The sequence below is a fragment of the Deltaproteobacteria bacterium genome (assembly GCA_026129095.1).
Taxonomy (GTDB): Bacteria; JAGRBM01; JAGRBM01; order JAGRBM01; family JAHCIT01; genus JAHCIT01.
The window spans coordinates 390,114-410,339 of the sequence record JAHCIT010000001.1 but is presented as its reverse complement, the minus strand read 5'-3'; the positions used below and the strand labels follow the sequence as shown (position 1 = coordinate 410,339).

Annotated in this window: 16 protein-coding genes; 12 read left to right on the top strand and 4 right to left on the bottom strand. The window is 58.1% G+C overall.

What is annotated here, in order from left to right:
• Nucleotides 1-32: 32 nt before the first annotated feature.
• The 6 genes from KIT79_01805 (at nt 33) to KIT79_01780 (ending at nt 9,244) form a co-directional block, all read left to right on the top strand.
• A complete protein-coding gene (locus tag KIT79_01805) occupies nt 33-1,721 on the top strand; it encodes a methylmalonyl-CoA mutase family protein (protein MCW5828027.1) in 1,689 nt (562 codons plus the stop codon).
• A 105-nt stretch (nt 1,722-1,826) separates the two neighbouring features.
• The gene (locus tag KIT79_01800) at nt 1,827-3,428 is read left to right on the top strand and encodes a transglutaminase domain-containing protein (protein MCW5828026.1); all 1,602 of its coding nucleotides are present in this window, start codon (nt 1,827-1,829) and stop codon (nt 3,426-3,428) included.
• Nucleotides 3,429-3,432: 4 nt separating this feature from the next.
• Complete coding sequence (locus KIT79_01795; protein ID MCW5828025.1) at nt 3,433-4,221, top strand: ABC transporter ATP-binding protein; 789 nt, start codon at nt 3,433-3,435, stop codon at nt 4,219-4,221.
• Between the two features lies 1 nt (nt 4,222).
• The gene (gene uvrA, locus KIT79_01790) at nt 4,223-7,003 is read left to right on the top strand and encodes an excinuclease ABC subunit UvrA (GenBank protein ID MCW5828024.1); all 2,781 of its coding nucleotides are present in this window, start codon (nt 4,223-4,225) and stop codon (nt 7,001-7,003) included.
• 1 nt (nt 7,004) lies between these two features.
• Nucleotides 7,005-7,862 (top strand): CvpA family protein, encoded by an 858-nt coding sequence (locus KIT79_01785; GenBank protein ID MCW5828023.1) that lies wholly within the window; start codon nt 7,005-7,007, stop codon nt 7,860-7,862.
• Nucleotides 7,859-9,244 (top strand): CCA tRNA nucleotidyltransferase, encoded by a 1,386-nt coding sequence (locus KIT79_01780; protein MCW5828022.1) that lies wholly within the window; start codon nt 7,859-7,861, stop codon nt 9,242-9,244. The genes KIT79_01785 and KIT79_01780 overlap by 4 nt, the downstream gene beginning before the upstream one ends.
• Nucleotides 9,245-9,272: 28 nt before the next feature.
• On the opposite strand, the gene KIT79_01775 is transcribed toward KIT79_01780, so the two are convergent.
• The gene (locus KIT79_01775) at nt 9,273-10,277 is read right to left on the bottom strand and encodes an isocitrate/isopropylmalate dehydrogenase family protein (protein MCW5828021.1); all 1,005 of its coding nucleotides are present in this window, start codon (nt 10,275-10,277) and stop codon (nt 9,273-9,275) included.
• Nucleotides 10,278-10,454: 177 nt separating this feature from the next.
• Between KIT79_01775 and KIT79_01770 the strand changes: the two genes are divergently transcribed.
• From KIT79_01770 to KIT79_01760, 3 genes are all read left to right on the top strand, one after another.
• Nucleotides 10,455-11,894 (top strand): hypothetical protein, encoded by a 1,440-nt coding sequence (locus KIT79_01770; GenBank protein ID MCW5828020.1) that lies wholly within the window; start codon nt 10,455-10,457, stop codon nt 11,892-11,894.
• A 67-nt stretch (nt 11,895-11,961) separates the two neighbouring features.
• Entirely contained in the window at nt 11,962-12,516 is a 555-nt protein-coding gene (locus tag KIT79_01765; GenBank protein ID MCW5828019.1) for a hypothetical protein, read from the top strand.
• 121 nt (nt 12,517-12,637) lie between these two features.
• Nucleotides 12,638-14,077 carry a sigma-54-dependent Fis family transcriptional regulator gene (locus KIT79_01760; protein ID MCW5828018.1) on the top strand — a complete coding sequence of 480 codons (1,440 nt, stop codon included), beginning with the start codon at nt 12,638-12,640 and terminating at the stop codon, nt 14,075-14,077.
• 24 nt (nt 14,078-14,101) lie between these two features.
• Here KIT79_01760 and KIT79_01755 read toward each other — a convergent pair whose 3' ends face one another.
• Complete coding sequence (locus KIT79_01755; GenBank protein MCW5828017.1) at nt 14,102-14,761, bottom strand: NADH-quinone oxidoreductase subunit I; 660 nt, start codon at nt 14,759-14,761, stop codon at nt 14,102-14,104.
• A 105-nt stretch (nt 14,762-14,866) separates the two neighbouring features.
• Between KIT79_01755 and KIT79_01750 the strand changes: the two genes are divergently transcribed.
• Together KIT79_01750 and KIT79_01745 are read left to right on the top strand one after the other, a co-directional pair.
• Complete coding sequence (locus tag KIT79_01750) at nt 14,867-16,024, top strand: aminotransferase class V-fold PLP-dependent enzyme (protein MCW5828016.1); 1,158 nt, start codon at nt 14,867-14,869, stop codon at nt 16,022-16,024.
• A gap of 4 nt (nt 16,025-16,028) precedes the next feature.
• Nucleotides 16,029-17,000 carry a calcium/sodium antiporter gene (locus KIT79_01745; GenBank protein MCW5828015.1) on the top strand — a complete coding sequence of 324 codons (972 nt, stop codon included), beginning with the start codon at nt 16,029-16,031 and terminating at the stop codon, nt 16,998-17,000.
• A 381-nt stretch (nt 17,001-17,381) separates the two neighbouring features.
• On the opposite strand, the gene KIT79_01740 is transcribed toward KIT79_01745, so the two are convergent.
• Together KIT79_01740 and KIT79_01735 are read right to left on the bottom strand one after the other, a co-directional pair.
• Nucleotides 17,382-18,152, bottom strand: coding sequence for a DNA alkylation repair protein (locus tag KIT79_01740; protein ID MCW5828014.1), 771 nt, complete (start codon nt 18,150-18,152; stop codon nt 17,382-17,384).
• 82 nt (nt 18,153-18,234) lie between these two features.
• The gene (locus KIT79_01735; GenBank protein MCW5828013.1) at nt 18,235-19,218 is read right to left on the bottom strand and encodes a hypothetical protein; all 984 of its coding nucleotides are present in this window, start codon (nt 19,216-19,218) and stop codon (nt 18,235-18,237) included.
• Between the two features lie 177 nt (nt 19,219-19,395).
• Here KIT79_01735 and KIT79_01730 point away from each other — a divergent pair, with 177 nt between their 5' ends.
• Nucleotides 19,396-20,181, top strand: coding sequence for an enoyl-CoA hydratase/isomerase family protein (locus tag KIT79_01730; protein ID MCW5828012.1), 786 nt, complete (start codon nt 19,396-19,398; stop codon nt 20,179-20,181).
• The last annotated feature ends 45 nt before the right edge of the window (nt 20,182-20,226 follow it).

Below are 20,226 nucleotides of genomic sequence, written 5' to 3'. Positions count from 1 at the left end.
GGCTGTTCCACAGCCGGATGAGGATGGCGGAAATGTCTGGCTACTCACGCGAAGCTATCGAAGCACTTTTGAAAAAAAAGGAAACCTGGACTGTTACTGAGCTAAGAGAAGCTCTGAACCGTATGCCGGAACGGCCGGTACCATTTACTACGCTCAGTGATGTCCCGGTTGACCGGTTGTATGGGCCCTGGAACCAGGCTTCCAGTGACTACGAACGCGACCTGGGTTTTCCCGGCCAGTTTCCGTATACCCGTGGAATTCACCCATCCGGTTACCGTGGAAAGAACTGGACTACCCGCATATTTTCCGGTTTCGGGACTGCCAGCCAGACAAATGAGCGATACCACTACCTCTTGAAAAACGGGCAGATGGGGCTGTCGGTAGCGTTTCATCTCCCGACGCTGATGGGGCTCGATTCGGATGATCCGCGTTCGGCCGGCGAGGTGGGCAAGTGCGGTGTAGCGATGGACTCCCTGCGCGACATGGAAACCCTTTTCAGCGGTATTCCGATGGGGGATATAACGACTTCGATGACGACCAATGCTCCGGCGGCGATCGTGTTCTCATTTTTTCTGGCAGCGGCAGAAAAGCAGGGCGTTCCGTGGACAAAACTCGGTGGGACGACCCAGAACGACGTACTTAAAGAGTTCATTGCGCAAAAGACATGGATATTTCCGCCGCGGCCTGCGATGCGCCTTGTTACCGACATGATTACATTTTGCCGTGAAGCGGTGCCCAAGTGGAACACGATTTCTATTTCGGGTTACCACATTCGCGAAGCAGGTTCGACGGCGGCGCAGGAGCTCGCCTTTACGCTCTACGATGGCCTGGAATATGTCCGCCACTGCGTGGAGGCGGGACTGGATGTGGACAGCTTCGCTCCGCGGCTCAGTTTCTTTTTTAACTCCCATTCGGATTTCTTCGAGGAAATTGCCAAAATGCGCGCCGCACGCCGTATGTGGGCAAAGATAATGAAGGAACGTTTTGGAGCGAAGGATGTGCGGTCAATGCAGCTCCGGTTTCATACGCAAACGGCTGGCTGCTCGCTGACTGCCCAGCAACCATATAACAACATTGTCCGGACGGCGCTGCAGGCGCTTGCGGGGGTGCTTGGCGGCACCCAGTCGCTTCATACCAACTCAATGGATGAAACACTTGGGTTGCCGACCGAACAGGCGGTCACTATCGCCCTCCGCACCCAGCAGATCATTGCCGAGGAGACGGGGGTCACCAATACGATTGATCCACTGGGAGGAAGCTGGTTTGTGGAAACGCTGACCGACGAGATGGAGTCACAAGCATGGGCTTATGTCGAACGGCTGGATTCCATGGGTGGAATGATTCCGGCCATTGAGAAAGGCTACACCCAGCAGGAAATACACAAGGCAGCACTCCGGTATCATGAGCAGGTGGAAAAGGGTGAAAAGACCATTGTCGGCGTCACGAAATACGTCCAGCACGATGAGAAATGCCCAATAGAGATACTCGATATTCCGGAAACCATCGAGCGTGAGCAGGTGGAATCGCTCAGGGACCTGAGGCAGGCCCGAGATAATAACGCAGTCCAAACTACACTTAAGCGGCTCAAGAAGGTGTGTGAGGGCAATCAGAATGTCATGCCTCCCATTCTTGACTGCGTGCGGAGTTATGCGACTTTGGGCGAAATCGTCGGCACCATGAAAGAAGTATTCGGCGAGTACCGCGACCCGGGTTACTACTGAGCGTTCTCGTTGCAGTTAATCCGGCTATCGGCCAGTCTGCTCCGGTTGTGCCGCTTCCCGGATGAAACCATTTGGGCATATTGACGGCGGAAAGAGTGGCCGCTGATGAAGGCTGTCCGGATTCTGAGCATTGCCGCCGCCGTGGCTTTGCTCGGGCTTCTTGCAGGCAAGCATCGCACCGAACGGGAATCCTCCTTTGGCAGGACACTGGACCCGGCTCAGGCGCTGGCGTCCCCTCCGGTATTATTGGGTGAGACATCTGCAAAAGCCCCAGAGTCACCGGAAGCCGAGTGGTGGGGTATTTATTTCAGGGAGCAGAAAATCGGATGGGGCCGTCAGCTTTTGGCTCCGGTGTTCGAAAGCGAAGGTGGCGGCTGGAAATCGGAATCGGAAAGCTGGTTTCGCCTGAAGATGCTGGATGTAACCCGCGAAGTGAGTATTGCCGAGCGGAGCCATATCCGGGCTGATTACTCGCTTGACCGGATCGATTTTTCCATGCGGGCGCCTGACGTGCATCTCGACTACACAGCTTCTGTCCATCCGGACCGGATCGCAGTGGTTATTCGCTCAGCGCGCTCGGAACAGATGGTTGACATCCCCAGGCCTGCTGGCGATCCACCAGTCTACACCCCATCGGTGATTTACCCCTGGCTCCGGCACACCGGGATTCGGGCAGGTGAAACCCACAAGCTGGTTGTGTTCGATTCAACTACCCAGAGCCGGCAGCCCCTTATGCTGGAGGTTCTGGGTGAAGGGACCATTGACGTGTTGGGCAATCTGGTCCCTGCATGGCAGGTTCGCCAGACCCTGCTGGGTATCACGACGACCGCCTGGATAAGCCGGGATGGAAACCCGCTGCGCGAAGAAACTGGCGATGGATTTGTACTGATACGGGAGACAGCCGAAACGGCTCGTTCAGGTATCGCCGAGAACCCGGCCGATTTTGCTGAAGCGCTGTCAGTCAGCGCGGGTAAGCCTATTCGCCGTCAGGACAGGCTCACGCGGCTTCGGGTGCGGTTATCGGGCGCCGATTTTGATGGCTTTGACCTGGATGACGCCCGGCAGGAGTTCACGGAAGACGTTCTCACTATTGTCAGGGAAACCCTGCCGGTAGAAGGTGGCTATGAACTGCCTTATCCAGCGAACGGAGAATGGGCCGAATATCTTCTCCCGGAGCCGATGGTCGCCTCCGATCATCCCCGGATTATTGCCGAGGCCCGGCGGATTACCGGACTCGATGCATCTTCAAAAATTGGCGGAGTGGATGGGTTTCTGGAATTATTCCGCCGCCGTCCTAAGGGGGCCTTTGCTGATCCGGTGATGGCTGCCCGGCGTCTGATCGAATGGGTATACCGGTCTGTCGACAAGCAACCGGTGTTTTCGCTTCCAAATGCACTGGATGTCCTGGATCGCCTCAAGGGCGACTGTAATGAGCATACTGTTCTGCTGACAGCTCTTGGAAGGGCTGCGGGCATACCGACCAAACAGCAGGCAGGCCTGATGCATCTCGAGGAGTCTGGTCGGTTCTACTATCACGCGTGGGTCAGTTTCTGGACTGGAGACAGGTGGATAACGGCCGATGCCGTGTTCAACCAGTTTCCGGCGGATGTCACACACATAAAGTTTATTGATGGTGGAGCCGACCGGCAGTCGGAAATTTCCCGGCTTATTGGGCGGCTGAAGCTGGAACTGCTGGAGGCCGAATAGGGGGATGGCAGCTCCTTCTCACTGTGTCGACGTGCGCGGCCTGACCAAGGTCTACGACCGGTTCGTTGCGGTGGATGGTATCCATTTTGATGTACAGCCAGGAGAAATCTATGGCTTTCTGGGGCCGAATGGAGCGGGAAAAACGACAACCATCCGTATGCTGATCGGGCTGCTCAAGGCCACTGAAGGCAGCATCACTATCTGCGGACATGACATGGACAAGGAGCCCGAAGCAGCCAAGCAGGTAACGGGTTTTCTCCCTGACCGGCCATTCATCTATGAAAAGCTAACTGCCCGGGAATATCTCCGGTTTGTAGGCGGCATTTACGGGCTGCCTCCCGAAACAATCCGGGCGCGAACGATGGAGCTCCTCGATTTTTTTGAGCTGACGGACTGGACCGATGCCCTGGTCGAGAGTTTCTCGCACGGCATGAAGCAGCGAATCGCGCTCTCGGGTGCCCTGATACACAAGCCAAAACTGCTGATCGTGGACGAACCAACCGTAGGACTGGATCCCAAAGGATCGCGGCTGCTCAAAAAGGTATTTCACCGGTTGGCAGATGAGGGTGCGGCGATTTTCATGTCCACCCACTCTCTGGAGGTGGCCGAGGAACTCTGTCACCGGCTGTCGATCATCCAGCATGGAAAATTGCTTGCTACTGGGACTTTTGAGGAGATTCGCCGCAAGGCCAATGATCCAGACGCGAACCTGGAGCATGTGTTTCTCAAGCTGACCGGCGCCGAGGATCTTTCAGCGGCTGACCGGCTGCTTCGGGACGGGCAGGACCGCTGAGATGACGACGAACTTCATCCGGATCCGGGGAGCCCGCCAGCATAACCTCCAGGGGATTGATATTGATATCCCGCTGAAGCGTATGACGGTTATTACCGGACCATCGGGAAGTGGAAAGAGTTCCCTCGCATTTGATACTCTATATGCTGAAGGGCAGCGCCGGTATATTGAAAGTCTGTCGACCTATGCCCGCCAGTTCCTGGAGCGGATGCCCAAGCCCGATGTTGATTTCATTGAGAACGTCCAGCCGGCGCTGGCAATTGAGCAACGCAATCCGGTTCGCAACAGCCGTTCGACTGTGTCTACCCTGACAGAAATCTACGATTACTTGAGGCTCTTGTGGGCAAAAGTATCGAAACTTATTAACGAATCCACCGGGGTCGAAGCGATCCGTCATGATCCGGCTGTGGTTTGCCGGGAATTGATGACGCTTCCTGAGGGAACCCGGCTTGCTATTCTGGAGCCAGTTACGTTCGAGCCACGTCCCCAGTTCCGCCCGGCCGATCTGCTGGCCACGGGCAGGCTCAGGTTCTGGGCCGACGGAAAGATTGTCGAGATCGAAGACCCGTCCGCCCCGTCTTGCTGGAAAGATGCGAAAGAACTGGCGATCGTCACGGACCGGCTCATTATCAAGCCGGATGCGCTGGGTCGGATTAGCGAATCGGTTGAAGCTGCGTTCAAGCAAGGTAGCGGGCGCTGTTGGGTTCAGGTAGAGCATGAGACAGGGCTTCGCCGGTACCGGAATATCCTGCATGATCCGGTTTCGGGCGAAGTATTTCTTGATCCCTCGCCGGCGCTATTTTCGTTCAGTTCACCACTGGGAGCTTGTCCCGAGTGCCACGGTTTCGGAAACATTCTGTCATATGACGAGAAGCTGATTGTTCCCAATCCACAGCTTTCGATCTCCCAGGGAGCAATTGAACCGTGGACCAAGCCATCCCTCCGCCATATGCAGGATGAACTGCTGGCCTACTGCAAGTCGGCGAAAATCAGCGCACGAACACCCTGGAAAGAGCTTTCTCAAGATCAGCGGGACAAGATTTTCATAGGGTCCCCGAAGTTTGAAGGCGTATTGCCGTTTTTCAAGGCGACCGAGCGGTCGAAATACAAGCTGCATGTACGGGTATTCCTGCGCCGCTATCAGAGCCAGTCGGTCTGTGAAGCGTGTAATGGGGCAAGGCTTCAGCCGGAAGTGCTCAGGTTTCAGATCGGAGGCCTGAGCATTGCGGATTTCTGTCGTCTGACGGTGGATCAGGCTATTTCATGGCTGTCAGGGCTGAGACTTCTTCCCGTGCAAATGCAGATCGCTGCCGAGCCAGTCCGCCAGGTCCGGCAACGGCTTGAGTGCATGGCTGAAATGGGGCTGGGTTATCTGGGACTTGATCGCCTCGGGCGCACATTGTCGGGCGGCGAGTACCAGCGGCTTCTGCTTTCAAACCAGCTCGGTAACGCACTGACAGGATCCCTTTATGTGCTCGATGAACCATCCATCGGACTCCATCCACGTGACACAACCCGTTTGATCAGTATTCTTCATCGCCTCAGGGAGCGTGGGAATTCGGTCGTTGTGGTCGAGCATGATCGTGAAGTGATTCGTTCTGCCGACTGGGTCGCGGAACTGGGACCGGGTGCTGGCCGGAATGGCGGGAAATTGGTATTCGGCGGAACTCCTGGAGATCTATCAAAACGTGGAGATACACCGACTGCGCGGGTTCTCAATGGAGATTTACGGCTTCCGCCCGCCGCGGAGAGGCATCAAAACCGTGGATGGGTAAAGCTGGGTGGGGCCAGGGAAAACAACCTGCGTAATCTCACTGTCCGGATTCCGCTCGGCAATTTTATCTGTGTGACCGGCGTATCGGGCTCGGGAAAGACAACACTCATTGTAAAAACCCTCTACCGGGCGTTGAGCCGGATTTTCAACGAAGGAACCGAACCAATCGGCCAGTTTGACATGGTGAGTGGTATGGAAGCCCTGCGCGGTGTTGCATTGATTGACCAGTCTCCTCTTGGCCGGTCCAGCCGGTCCAATCCGGTCACCTATCTCAAGGCATTCGACGAGATTCGAGAACTATTTGCCCAGCTTCCGGACTCGCGCCGTGCCGGATTCAAGCCATCGAGTTTTTCATTCAATGTTGAAGGTGGCCGTTGCCCAGTTTGTTCCGGAGAAGGAATCCAGACCATCGACCTGCAGTTCCTCGCCGATGTGGAAGTTCCCTGTGAAGCGTGTAATGGGCGCCGCTACAAGCCAGAGGTCCTCCGTATCCGGTACAAGACGTACAATATCAGCGATGTGCTGGGTCTCACCGTCAGCGAGGCGATTTCGCTCTTTCCCGGACTACCATCCACCCGTGGGAAACTGATGCTGCTGGAATCGGTTGGGCTCGGTTATCTCAGGCTTGGCCAGTCATCCTCGACGTTGTCGGGTGGTGAGGCGCAGCGTCTCAAGATCGCGGGTGAACTGGCGGCTGCACCGAAGGGGAAGCTGCTGTACATTCTGGATGAACCGACCACCGGGCTCCATGGTGTCGATGTGGCCCGTCTCCTGCGGGTGCTGCAGCGACTGGTGGATGATGGTCATACTGTTATCGTAATCGAACATAATCTGGATGTGATTGCCCGTGCCGACTGGGTCATCGATCTTGGTCCTGAAGGAGGGACAGCGGGAGGAGAAATCGTCGCCGAGGGCCCGCCTGAACAGGTTGCCCGTGAGCCCCGGTCTATTACTGGCCAGTATCTGCGGCCATTATTTCTGGAGTCACGGACGGAGCGGGTCCGCTAGCATGCTGATTGATATACTGGCTGCCCTGATTGTCTTTGCTTTTGCTGTCTTTGGCTACCAGCGGGGGTTTGTATTCCAGGTCGTCAAGTTGTTCGGCATCATGCTTGCCTTTTTTGGCTGTTACCGGGCTGGCCGTGCGACTGCGAGGATATTTCCAGCATGGGAAGGTGTCGCACCAGTAGTAAGGGTATATGGCCTTACCATTCTGAGTTTTTTCTTTATTATCCTGACCGTAAACCTGATCGGGATACTCGTTCGCGAAATGATTTTTCATGGCCGCGAGCCTGGGCATCGCAAGCGTGACAAGGTCCGTGGGTTGGCGCTTGGTGTCCTGGATGGCGGGTTCTGGGCTGTCATGTTTCTGTTTGTTATTGCGGCGTTACCCCGGAGCTTCCAGCGCAGTGTCCCGCACCTTCCTGAACAGATTACCAGTTCACTGTTTGTGGCCCTAACCAGGCCACTTAATTTCCTTGCCGACCCGGATCTGCTCGTGACTGACTCGCACCGGGAAGTTTCTGCACTATCGGTAATGCTGGAATTTCTGGGCGATGCGGACCGAATGCGCCGGCTCCGGGCCGCTGGCTTCACCGACCCGTTATGGGAGGATTTGCGCCTGAAAGCACTGTCGGCTGACCCTGATGCCAGGCGACTTGCATCCGCCGGCGAGCGGCATAAGGCAATTCTTCATCCGTTGCTGGCCGAGGTTCTGACTGACCGAACCCTCATGGACGCGATTCTTCAGGCCGAGTATCCGCTCGATCCGGTTGGAAAAGAGGCGATGGAGTCGGAAGCGCTACGAGACGATTCGCCTGACGACCTTCCTGACGAAATGTCTGTGGAGGCCCAGCAAATCCCATGAAGCCATTTCCTTCCACCCTGAACCGCCCAGTCCCGTTTGTGGATGCCATCCACAGGGCTGGCGGGAGGGTGTATCTGGTGGGGGGGCCGGTCCGCGATCTCCTGCTTGGCCGGAGCGTCACGGACCTGGATCTGATGGTTTGCGGGCTGGCGCCGAGTTCGCTGGAGAATCTCCTGTCTGGATTTGGCCAGGTGAAAGAGGTCGGAAAATCGTTTGGTATCATCAAGCTGGCGACAGAGCGGGAGACAATCGATTTTGCACTCCCGCGGAAAGAACGTTCTACTGGACCCGGTCACCGGGACTTCTGGATTCATGCCGATCCTCATTTGCCGGTGGAGGAGGATCTCGGCCGCCGGGATTTCACTATCAATGCGTTCGCCTGCGAGATTGTTGACAAGACGGGGACGTTGGGACCTGTTATTGATATTCATAATGGCCTGCAGGATCTTGGGCGCCGTGAACTCAGGCTGCTTCATGACAGGTCGTTTCAGGACGATCCGCTAAGGCTTATTCGGGCAGCCCAGTTTGCTGCGCGCCTTGGCTTTACCATTGAGCCTGACACGCTTCGTCATATGCGGCGGGATAGTCATCTCGTACGCCATCTGCCTGGAGAGCGAATCAGTGCAGAAATAGACAAATTTCTCGCATGTGAGCGGCCAGGACAGGGTTTTGACTGGCTGGAACGCGGAGGGCTTATCGAGCATGTCCTTCCTGAGCTGGGTCCTGCCTGGAGTGAGCAGATTGCGGACGTGTTTCTGTCACGAGGGCGTTGCATCAAGGGCTGGATGAGTTTCACCCCGCGATTATCCGGGGCGCCATCGCTGCTCCGATGGGGAGTGCTTGCTGCCTGTATCAGGCCGGGCAAAGAGTTGATTGCTGCCGATTCGGACAGATTCGCGCTCGCATTTCTCAGACGGATCAAGGCGTCGGTCGCAGGAGCTGATCCGGCGCGGCTTGCTGGCTGGACCCGGGCCCTTAAAGCCGCCGAAGGATGGCCCGGTCTTCAGGATTCGACTGGTACAGAAGTCCGCCGCTGGATGTCACTCGCCGGCCGAAACGAGCTGGAGCCGCTGGTGGAACTTGTCGCTGCCCGTGCGGAGGTTGTGGTTTCCTTTTCAGATGCCAACGCAGGGGAAGATGGAAACCGCGCTTCCCCAGAGGGCGAACGCTGGGTACGCAGGGTCCGCGAAGAAACAGCACGTGAGGTTCCCCTGTCGGTCAATGACCTTGCCATAGGAGGGGAAGATCTCCGGAAGCTTGGACTGGAACCAGGCCCTGCGATGGGAGCAGCACTCAGGGCTTTGCTTGAGGAGGTGCTGACCGATCCCGCCCGGAATACTCGGGACTATCTGCTCTCCAGGGCGGCGGAATTGCAGCGGTAATGTCCTCGGACCGGCCCGAAATGCCGCCTCAAAGCGCCGCGCAGATCGCTTCCGTGAACTGGGTGGTGGTTGCCGAACCGCCCAGGTCGCCGGTCCTGATCTTCCCCGCCGAGAGTGTTTTGCTGACAGCATCCCGGACACGCTGGGCCGCTGCAGTTTCACCCAGATGATCCAGCATCATGGCTGCTGACAGTATCATGGCGGTCGGGTTTGCTTTGTTCTGTCCCGCGATATCTGGTGCTGTGCCGTGCACCGGTTCGAAGACGGCGGCCTTCTCTCCGATATTGCCTGCCGGACAGACGCCAAGTCCCCCGACAAGGCCCGCACACAGGTCGGAAAGTATGTCTCCAAACAGGTTTTCCATAACCATGACATCGAACATCTGTGGTGAGCTGACGAGATCGGTACAAGCGTGGTCCACCAGCATCTCTTCGGCGTTCAGACCGGGGTAGTCCTTTGCCACATTGCGGAAGCAGTCCAGGAAAAGCCCGTCGGAAACCTTCATGATGTTGGCCTTGTGAATAGCAGTTACCTTGCGACGCCCAAGCTTGCGGGCTGTCTCGAAGGCGAACCGGGCGATGCGGGTACTCGCCTTTTCGGTAATCACCTTGATCGACTCTACGACACCTGGAGCCACTTCATGCTCAAGACCCGAATATAAATCCTCCGTATTTTCCCGGATAATAATAAGATCAACGTCTTGGAACGGTGTCACGATCCCGGGCAGATTGCGGCAGGGTCGGTAGTTGGCATAGAGGTCGCCAGCCTTGCGGAGTGCGACATTTGCTGACGGTAGTCCCTTTCCGATCAGCGTTCCGATGGGCCCCTTGAGCCCTGTTCCCACCCGCCTGAGCGCCTCAACCACATGGTCAGGAAGCAGGGTTCCGTACTGTTCGGCCACGGCCTGTCCGCAGAGGTACTCCTCAAACTCGAATTTCAGGCCTGTCGCCTCCAGCACCCGCCGGGTGGCCGTCGTGATTTCCGGTCCGATACCGTCGCCAGGGAGCAGGACGATCTTGTGGGTAGTCGCCATAATGACGGGGCCGTACCGCCTTTCATCCGGATAGCACTTGGAAGTGTATCCGGCCGGAAGAACCAATGCCTATGGCGAGAGACACAGGCGGCGTGCTAAGGAGACAGTTCTATTGCCGGGGTGGATTACATGCATTTGCGTGCAAAAACTGCTTTTTATGTTCTGTTGGCTGCCGGTTTGGCTGTTCCAGGGGCGGCATTCGCCCAGGCTACGCGAACGCTTTCCCGGCATGCCGATCCATCGGTTCTCCAGGGGGAACTGCTCCAGAAACTCTGGGACCGCAAGACAGCCTCCATCCGGGTAATGGCCAGGCGGGATGGCGTGCTTCAGTCCATCCCCTTCCAGATCGACAAGCTTGATCCTGACGGCAACTACATGATTCCAACCGGGTCCATGTCGCAACAGGTTATCGATGAAACCGGATGGGATACCCGGACCGAGGAGCAGCGCGCCCGCGACCGGGAGAAGGAGTTTCGCCGCGAAGAGAAGCGTCTGGAAGAGAACGTGAGCAGCGGGAAGCTTTCCCGGGCCGCATTCGAGGCCCGCAAGCGTGCCGCCACATGGAAAGAAAAACTCGACGAGTTTGATTTCAACGACGAACTGGTGTTCATGGCCAGGGATGCAGGTGATCGTGCGGGTCCGGATGAACTGCCACAAAATGCCGAGATAGTTGAAGTCACGATTCGTAATCCGGTCGACAAGACTGCCGGATGGATATACGTGGCATCATATCCGTCATCCCCTCCCCCGCTCAGTCCGGCGGACTACATCACCTATGACCCCAAAAGCGATACCGTGGAGAGTAAGTTCGCCGTTCTGGATTTCGTGGACGACAAGCCGCTGGTGCTCGAAAAGATTATCGGAAAGGACCAGAAGACCGGTAAATCCCAGCCGAACGTGCTGGACCGGTTCAAACTTCGGATCACGATCCGGCCGATCATGTTCTTCACCCTCAATTTCGACGAGAACAACGTGAAAAGCTTTACGGCCGGCTATATTGACGGTCCCGTACGTGTCATTCGGCGCAATATCTTCTGGATCGTGATTGGCGGGATCAAGCTGCCATTTTTTCCCAAGGCGATCGTCTATTTCAAGTTTTATGACAATCAGCTCCAGGGTCCGACAGAGATATTCAATCCGTTCAATCCAAAATACATGCTTCGCGAGGGTTCCATGTTCAGTGGCGGCGTGGACTTGAGGACATCGGTTTATGGTGCCCAGGTATTCACGACTGGACAGGCCAAGCCGTTCGTTATTGATGGCAAAATGACTCCCGAAGAGGTGAATCTCGCTTCCGAAAAAGAAGGCCGTCCCTGGTTCGCCGTCTACAAGCCGGACGAGGAGGCAGCAATCATCGCACGGCTGATTTTTGACGAGGAACTCCAGAAAAAGAACGTGAAGATGATGTTCCGGTTTGAAGATGATGCCGAGCGGGAAGACCCCCCCGAGAATGAAAAGGGTTACCACTATGTTGGCTACGACGTGGATCTCCTGACTTTCCCCAAGGGCAAGTTCAATATTACGTTTTTCCAGTACCTCGCTTTCCCCTTCAAACCGGGCGATGAAAAGCATTACCTGGATATTCTCGACAACCCGTTGCAGTACACAGCCAGATAGGTGGTTGAAAAGCCGCTTCCGGTCCGGTAGCCACCACGGCGCGCCAGGTGCGCAGGGATAGACGTTCATGCCAGCGAACGCACCGGAACCATCGGAAATGGTCAGTGGCAAGCAGCTCATGATTGTGGGCGGCGGGCTGCTTGTTCTCTTCACGGGTCTTGCCATCTGGCTGAACCGGATGCGCATCGAGACTCGCCCCACGATTGACGTCTGCAATGAGATCGGCATTCAGGCCCAGCGGGCAGCCGGGCGGTTCATTGCCGCCTGCGGCGGCGAGGCTGTTCCTGACGGCGGGTTATCCAGGTTCAGTCCGGTCGAAGACAGCAGCCGGGCATTTGCTATCAGTGCTTTTATTGAAAGTCCCGAATGCAGCAGCAATTCACTCAAGTTCCAGATGCGGTTTGTGTCGCCCTGTGACTCCATGATTTCCATCGCTCCATTCCGGATCAGCCTTCCGCCAAAAGATGTGAGTAGCGTCCGGGAAGATCTCCGGCCTGGAATTGTCGAGGCCTGCCGCATGGTTCTGGAGGCAAACTGTGATTGCCGTGCCGAACTGGGCATACCGGCCGGGCCTTATGCCGCATCGTGCGATGGCATCAGCCGGGATCGTCAGGGCCGTTAGTGCGGGGCTGGCCCTTTTCAGGCAAATGATTACACTTGCATGCGGGGTCTGTTCTCGTTTCACCGGATGATAAAGGGAAATTGCGCGGAGGCAGTGTCCAGTGCCGCCGCGGTGCCGGAACATGAGTAAGGAAACTGCCAGCCTGCCGAGTGTGCTGATCGTTGATGACGAGCCGATGATGCGGCAGTCGACGCAGCTTGTACTGCAGCGCCATGGCTTCGAGGTGACCACTGCCGATTCCGGCCGTGCAGGGCGCGAATCGATTGACCGGCTCCGTCCGGAAGTGGTGCTGCTTGACGTGAAACTTCCCGACATGGACGGGATCGACCTGCTCAAGGAGATCAAGACGCTCTCCCCCGAATCGGAAGTCATCGTGATGACTGGCTATGGCACGGTGGAAAGTGCCGTGGATGCCATGAAGAGTGGCGCATTCCATTACATCACCAAGCCATTCCAGCTGGACGATCTCCTGAATCTTCTTGCCAAGGCCCGTGAGCACCATGCGCTCCGGCAGGAAAACCTGGAACTGAAGAGGCAGCTCCAGACGTTGTCCGGTTTTGAAAACTTCATTGGATCTTCCGAGAAGATGCAGAAGATATTTTCACTCATTCGCCGTGTTGCCGATACGGACTCAACGGTGCTCATTACGGGGGAATCGGGAACCGGCAAGGAACTGGTTGCCCGTGCACTTCACAACCTTTCGCGTCGTCGGGACAAGCTGCTTGTGGCGGTGAACTGCGGCGCGATTCCTGAAGACCTGCTCGAAAGTGAACTGTTCGGCCATACCCGGGGCAGCTTCACCGGGGCCATTGCCAACCGTACCGGCCGGTTTGTGTCGGCCCACGGCGGCACGCTGTTTCTGGATGAAGTGGGCGAGATGAGCCCGAATCTCCAGGTGAAGCTCCTGCGTGTTCTTCAGGAAAAGGAAGTCACGCCGATTGGCTCGGAAAAAACCCTGAAAGTGGATGTACGTGTCATTGCAGCGACGAACCAGGATCTCTCAAAACTGATCCGTGAGGACAGGTTCCGAGAGGATCTTTATTACCGGCTGAATGTGATTCCCATCCAGATTCCGCCTTTAAGAGAACGCCGCGACGATATCCCGCTGCTGGCCAAGTATTTTATTGACCGGTTTGTCCGCGAGAAAAACATGCCGATCCGGGGAATTACCAGCGGAGCCATGGCCGCGCTGACCGATTACAGCTGGCCCGGAAACGTGCGGGAACTTGAAAACCTCATGGAGCGTACGGTCGTCCTGAAGGGCGAAGGCGTGATTGATCTGGCCGATCTCCCTGAAAAGCTGTTTGGCGGAGAGGCGGCCGTGGTCCGCTCGCCGGCGATGGCGCTGCCGCAAGGCGGGCTGGACCTCAAGCGGACCATCGAGGATTTTGAGGACCGGCTGATCCTGTCGGCTCTGGACCGGACCGGCTGGAACAAGAACCGTGCTGCCGCCTTGCTTCGGATCAAGCGGACCACGCTGATTGAAAAACTCAAGAAACGCGGTATTCACCCGCCCCCCGGTGCCGGAACCGACCACGATTCCGGTGAGCTTGAGCACTAGACACCCGTTATTGGGCGGCGGATATCAGTGTCCCGGCAGGCCGTTGAAAAACTCGCGCCGGTCGTGGCGGTGGTCGCTCGGGTGAGTCACCTTGGCGCCCCGCTTCATGAGGAAGTTGATGTCGAGAACCGTCCGGCCGTACTGCACGTCATCTACAATTCCGGAGTCCATCCGGATGGCATCGCAGGGGCATGCCTCCACGCAGAAACCGCAGAATACGCAGCGCAGTATGTCGATATCATAGCGGCGGGGAGCCTTTTCCACCGCCGGGTCTTCGACTTCCTGGGCCTCGATATGGATGCAGTGAGCCGGGCAGTTGGTGGCGCACAGCATGCAAGCGGTGCAGCGGGTCCGCCCGTCTTCGTGCTGCATCAGCCGGTGGGCAGCCCGGTAATAGGGCGGCTGCCAGATCTGCTCGTTCGGGTAGTCCACCGTGACGATGCCGTCCCGCTCTCCAGGCAGCAGCCCTCGCACGATCGCACCCAGGCCCGGCACCGGCGCCAATGCCTTTCTGACGGCATTCAGGGTGGAGCGCACGCGGGGCAGTTTTGACGTCCAGGTGTGGACGAGATTGCGGACCAGCTGGCCGAATGTCGTCGCAAGGCCACGAGCCACTTCGGGCACGTAGATCCGCTCCAGGAAGGAGGGCTGGGTGCGGCGAATGAGGACAACGCGGGCTGCCATGAAACTCTCCGGTTTCCGGGCTTCGGGGGCCTTCGGACCGGCACACCCCGCGCCTTGAAACTGGCCAAGGTTAAAGCCAAACGGAGGGCGGGAGTCAAACCGCCCATGTCCGTCATGCCGCCCGACCAGCTCGATGAGTTCCGGAAGACCGAGTTTCCGGTCCTCCAGAAAATCCTGCATCTCAATCATGCGGGTATCGCCCCGGTGATGACCAGCGCGATGCTGGCCGCCGCCCATTTCGCCGCGGAGGCCACCCGTACGGCCCAGCAGAACTACGCCCAGTGGGAGGCCAGGATCGAGAAGATCCGGGGGCTCGCCGCCTGGTTCATGGGGGCCCAGCCGGAGGAGGTGGCCTTTGTCCGTAACACCTCGCACGGACTTTCGCTCGTCGCCGAGGGACTCGACTGGCGCGAGGGAGACAATATCGTGACGACTGCCGTCGAGTATCCCTCTAATGTCTACCCGTGGCTGAACCTCAAGCACCGGGGCGTTTCCACCAGGCTGGTCCCGGCCCGGGATGGCGAGTTCAGGACCGAAGACCTGATCGCCGCCATCGACAGCCGGACACGTCTCGTGTCGGTTTCCCATGTCGAGTTTTCCACCGGATTCCGTTTCGATCTCGGCATGCTTGCCGATGCCGTGCATGCGAGAGGCGCGCTCCTCTGTGTGGACGCGATCCAGTCGCTTGGCGTACATCCGGTCGACGTCGTGCGGATGGGGATCGATTTTCTCGCCGCCGACGGGCACAAATGGCTCTGCTCGTTTGAGGGGACCGGCGTTTTCTACGTTAAGAAAAACCTCATCGGCCAGCTCCGGCCGCCGCTGGTAGGCTGGAATTCGGTGGTGAAGAACAAGGATTTCGATACCTACGAATTCGACCTGCCCGCGCATGCGCGCCGGTTCGAGGAGGGGTCGCTTCCGCAGCTGACAATTTTCCCGCTGGGGGCTGCACTGGAGAAACTGGCCGAAATCGGTATTGACCGTATCGAGCGGATGGCGCTCGCCAATGCCGCCCTGGTTCGCGAAGCGGTCCGTCGCCGGGGCTGGGAGGTGGTGAATTTCCGTGGGACCGGCCTGGATGTCGCCATTACCTGCTTTACCGGCGACTTCGACGGCTCCTCTGTTGTGAAGAAACTCAAGCAGTCCGGTTCCGATCTCGCGTTCCGGCGCGGTGCCGTGCGGGTTTCCCCCCATTTCTACAATACGGCGGACGACATTTCCCGGTTCTTCGACCTGATGGACGGAGTGGTGAAAGGCGGCTGAGCACATGCTGCTGGATCTCCTCCTCGTTGCGGGCGGACTGCTCATCCTGACGGTGGGCGGCGACAAACTGGTCGATTTTGCCTCGGCGCTGGCCGAAAAGGCCCACGTAACAAAGGCCGTGATTGGCCTGACCATTGTCTCGGCCGGGACGACGTTTCCGGAACTTGTCGTTTCGGTCGTGGCCGCCATTGAGGGTTCGCCCGACATTGCACTTGGCAACGTCGTGGGGTCCAACCTGACCAATCTCACTCTGGTGCTGGGGGCGGCGGCGGTAATCGCCACCATTCCCATTACCGCCCATGCCGTGCGGATCGACTATCCGTTCTGCTTTCTGGCCGGATGCGTGATGCTGCTTCTGGCACGTGATGGCCGTATTGACCGGCTAGAAGGCCTGTTCATGCTGCTGGCAGTGGTCGCCTATCTTGGCTGGTCTGTCTGGACCGCCCGGATGCAGTCCTCCCGCGAAGAACGCCGGGAACTGGCCGAAACGGTGCCCGAGCATGCGGATGAGCTCCGCCACAAGCCCGGATGGTATCTCATCGGAGTGCTTGTCCTGTGTCTTCTGTCGCTTGGCATTGGAGCACGGCTCCTCATCACCGGTGCGGTAAGCATCGCCGGGTTCCTGGGCGTCAGTGAGCGGGTAATCGGCCTGACGATCGTGGCGGTCGGGACGTCAGCGCCAGAAATCGCCACAGCCATCGCCTCGTCACTCAAGAAAAGCCATGAGCTGGCTGTAGCCAACGTGATTGGTGCGAACATCCTGAATACGCTGTTTATACCGGGCGCGGCGTCACTGTTCGGCTCTATTCCGGTTTCCGAAGGTTTTATCCGGTTCGACATGTGGGCCATGCTCGCTGTCACCGCAGTCTTGGGGCCGTTTATCTTCCGGATCCGGCATCTAGGCCGTGCGACGGGCACAGGGTTCCTCGCGATCTATGCAACTTATATTGCTTGGCTGTTTACGGTTGGTGGTTAGCAGCAGGCGGGTTGTGCCCGTCGCACGGCCATTCATTCAGGGCGCACTCGTGATCTGTTGCGATTAATGCCGGTGTTTTTCGGACGATTCAAGGACGTGATCCATTTTGGCCCAGGAAGGATCATCCTGACCCATCTTGGCCTGTTCCTTCCGGCAAAACCGCGCTTTCCCGGGAATGTCTCTAAGGTGCTTTTCGGGCGAGACAAGTTGCTGAAACTGAATATGTAGTTCCAGGTTATGCCCGTAAAGCACGGGGGCTTAACGGGAAAATCCGGCAGCGTACCCGCTTCTGTTTTTCCGCGTGAAAACAGGAAGGTATCTGTTTCCACAGGTATTAAGACAGATGCCGGAATGGAATGCGGGAGTGATCGTCACCACTGTTTATCCTTTCCGCAGTGTCCGGGTGGCGTGATTGACGGTCCAGGCGGTTTCTCTGGTTTTTGATTCCCTGAGCCACCGGGCGGTGATCTTTCTCACCCAGTCCGGGCGGGTTTTGCTGGCATCATTGAGCCAGTTGGCTACCGATCGGCGCACGTAGATGTGGGGATCGCTCCGGAGCGGCTCCAGAATGGCGAGGCCCGGTTCAGGATCATTTTTCAGCTCGCTGATATGGGAGCACCAGACGCCGCGTGGGCGGGTGGCCTCGGAGGCAAATCGCCTCAGGTTAGGATCATCTTCGGTTGTCCATGGCACAAGAAGCCTGAACGCAAGCTCCAGATCCATTGCCAAATGGGGCCGGACGGCCATCCAGGCGATTTCCCGCACCCCCATGTGCGAATCAGCGGCGAAGGGGCGCACAAGCTCAAGGCGCGTTTCCAGGGGAAGCTCCGAGTGAGCTACCAGCGCGTAGCAGGCCCACGTCCGGACCGAATCAGACATATGCGAGGCCAGCTTGCCGAGTGTTTTCTCCCGCCGCTGGTCATTTTCGAGCAACTGGTGAAGTGCCGCACCCATGCCCCCGGTTCTTTGCATGACCCCGAGGCCACGGAGCTTTCGGGCATGGGTGGCCAGCTCGGCTCCGTCCAGCCCGGCAGAATATCCGGCGGCCTTTGCCAGCTTTTCGATGTCAACGGCAAGCCATTCGACCAGGTTTAGCGATTCAGTTGTCCCTGCGTTGAGCTGGCGCAGGACCGCTGGTGGTATCTCTGCCATCCGGCGGGCAGGCTTGCGTGTGGAGGCAGCTGGCACTGGGATGGAGTGTAGCGGAACGGGGTCGCCGTGCCAGCGGGGGAGGTCACGCCGGTCGCGTCTGGAGCGCAGTCATCTTCTTGAGGTCGATTGGATGCGTGGCGACCCAGCCATGTGCATAGACCTTCGAGAAGTCTGCCGGCACGAGCAGCGTTTGCACGATGTCGGTTCCCTCAAGCTGGCCGTTGATCTCGACCGGCCGGGCGCGGGAATGCTCGGCTGGACGGCGGGTACTGTTGTCGGCGATGAGCAGGAGCGGCTCATTCGACGGTATACGGTCGGTGCCCAGTTCCAGCGATACCAGTGTCGTGAATTGTGGCCGGAAACCGTCGAGGGCCTTCGAGAGTGCCCCGATCACGTCGAGGTAGAAACAGACAAAGGCAAGGGAAAGATGCCCTTCGCCAGCCTCGAAAAGCCGGAGCATCTGGCCGGGTGCGCGTATCTGGGCCGGATCCACACGCGTCCAGAACAGGTCGCCATGTGACTCATACTCGGTGGCCATGACTTTCACCTTGCGGAGATCAGGACGCGACGATGCAGCCGTGAACCGTTCGCGCCAGCGGTCCCAGCGGCGGGAGTCCAGATGCTCGGTCTTCGGGACGGACCAGCACGCGGCATCCAGCTTGTCGGTACCGGCGAACCGGCTGGTGATCCACCACTGGCCACTCACATGGCGCCGGTAGGCGGCTTCCCACGGTATGGTTTCATAAAGGGGAAGGGCGCGTTCCAGCCGGACGTAGATCCGGCACGGCCAGGTGGCGGCAGGATCGTGCTCCTGCACCCGCCGGAGCAGGGGAAAGATTCGTGCCACGCAGTGCAGGCCGCCCTGGAGGCGGCCTGGCGGGCCCATCAGGGCTGGATGACCGAATTTCATCTCCCCGGCAAAGTGTCTCGCACCGTTTGCAACACCGGTCTCGGTGTACGACAGCAGCGATTCATCTATGAGGGTATCTAGAGGCTTCCAGCCCGTCACATCGCCCCAAGGGTTTGCCTCGGGGGGACCGAGCGGGCTTCCCAGTTGTTGCGTCATGGCACCGTGTCTCCGGTTGCATCCGCCATTCCAGGCGGTATGCACTGTGGACCGCGATCCGGCCCTCAGCATAGCCGCATTGCGCCAAAAGGCCAAAAAGGGAATGGAGTCCACCAATCAATCCTCAACGTCGTGCGATAGTTGTGTTTTGGGAACTCCCGGGCGAAGATTGCCGCCATGCAATACGAAGATATCAGGGTGGATCGGGACGGACATATTGTCTGGATCACGATCGACCGGCCTAGGGTTTTGAACGCATTCCGGACGCAGACGCTGGAGGAACTGGCCCATGCGTTTGATCAGGCAGGAGCCGACGGGGTCTGTGGAGTCATCATTCTGACCGGCGCCGGAGACAAGGCATTCTGTACTGGCGGAGATATCGGCTCCATGTCGTCTCTCACACCGGCCAACGGGCGGACATTTCTCAGAGCCTGCCGGCGGCTCTCTCAGGCAATGCGCGACTGTCCCCAACCGGTCATAGCAATGGTGAACGGTTATGCGATGGGGGGCGGGAACGAGCTGCACCTGTTCTGCGATCTCACGATCGCGTCCGAAAAGGCAGTGTTCGGGCAGACCGGCCCCACGGTGGGTTCGGTGCCGGTCTGGGGCGGAACCCAGTTACTCCCCCGGATCATCGGGGAGAAGCGGGCCCGGGAGATGGTCTACCTGTGCCCGCGCATTGATGCCCGGAAGGCGCTCGAATGGGGCCTGTGCAACAAGGTTGTTCCACACGAAAAGCTGCGGGAGGAGACTCGCTCGATCTGCATGGACATATTGGCGAAGTCGCCGCAGTCGCTCCGTATCGCCAAGATGAGTTTCAATCACGGCATCGCCGAAATGGATTCATCCTTCGAGCACGGTGGTGAGCTGCTTGCCGTCTGTTACGGGGGTGAGGAACTCGGCGAAGGGATGAAGGCATTCCTGGAAAAGCGGAAGCCCGATTTCAACCAGTTCCGCAAATAGCAGCCGGTTTGCCTGTCCTGATAGCCAATGGCTAATAGTTCCCGG

Bases quoted from the DNA above. Each gene is read 5' to 3' on its own strand.
- KIT79_01805 (MCW5828027.1), top strand. From the start codon at position 33: ATGTCTGGCTACTCACGCGAAGCTATCGAAGCACTTTTGAAAAAAAAG.
- KIT79_01800 (MCW5828026.1), top strand. From the start codon at position 1,827: ATGAAGGCTGTCCGGATTCTGAGCATTGCCGCCGCCGTGGCTTTGCTC.
- KIT79_01795 (MCW5828025.1), top strand. From the start codon at position 3,433: ATGGCAGCTCCTTCTCACTGTGTCGACGTGCGCGGCCTGACCAAGGTC.
- uvrA (MCW5828024.1), top strand. From the start codon at position 4,223: ATGACGACGAACTTCATCCGGATCCGGGGAGCCCGCCAGCATAACCTC.
- KIT79_01785 (MCW5828023.1), top strand. From the start codon at position 7,005: ATGCTGATTGATATACTGGCTGCCCTGATTGTCTTTGCTTTTGCTGTC.
- KIT79_01780 (MCW5828022.1), top strand. From the start codon at position 7,859: ATGAAGCCATTTCCTTCCACCCTGAACCGCCCAGTCCCGTTTGTGGAT.
- KIT79_01775 (MCW5828021.1), bottom strand. From the start codon at position 10,277: ATGGCGACTACCCACAAGATCGTCCTGCTCCCTGGCGACGGTATCGGA.
- KIT79_01765 (MCW5828019.1), top strand. From the start codon at position 11,962: ATGCCAGCGAACGCACCGGAACCATCGGAAATGGTCAGTGGCAAGCAG.
- KIT79_01760 (MCW5828018.1), top strand. From the start codon at position 12,638: ATGAGTAAGGAAACTGCCAGCCTGCCGAGTGTGCTGATCGTTGATGAC.
- KIT79_01755 (MCW5828017.1), bottom strand. From the start codon at position 14,761: ATGGCAGCCCGCGTTGTCCTCATTCGCCGCACCCAGCCCTCCTTCCTG.
- KIT79_01750 (MCW5828016.1), top strand. From the start codon at position 14,867: ATGTCCGTCATGCCGCCCGACCAGCTCGATGAGTTCCGGAAGACCGAG.
- KIT79_01745 (MCW5828015.1), top strand. From the start codon at position 16,029: ATGCTGCTGGATCTCCTCCTCGTTGCGGGCGGACTGCTCATCCTGACG.
- KIT79_01740 (MCW5828014.1), bottom strand. From the start codon at position 18,152: ATGGCAGAGATACCACCAGCGGTCCTGCGCCAGCTCAACGCAGGGACA.
- KIT79_01735 (MCW5828013.1), bottom strand. From the start codon at position 19,218: ATGACGCAACAACTGGGAAGCCCGCTCGGTCCCCCCGAGGCAAACCCT.
- KIT79_01730 (MCW5828012.1), top strand. From the start codon at position 19,396: ATGCAATACGAAGATATCAGGGTGGATCGGGACGGACATATTGTCTGG.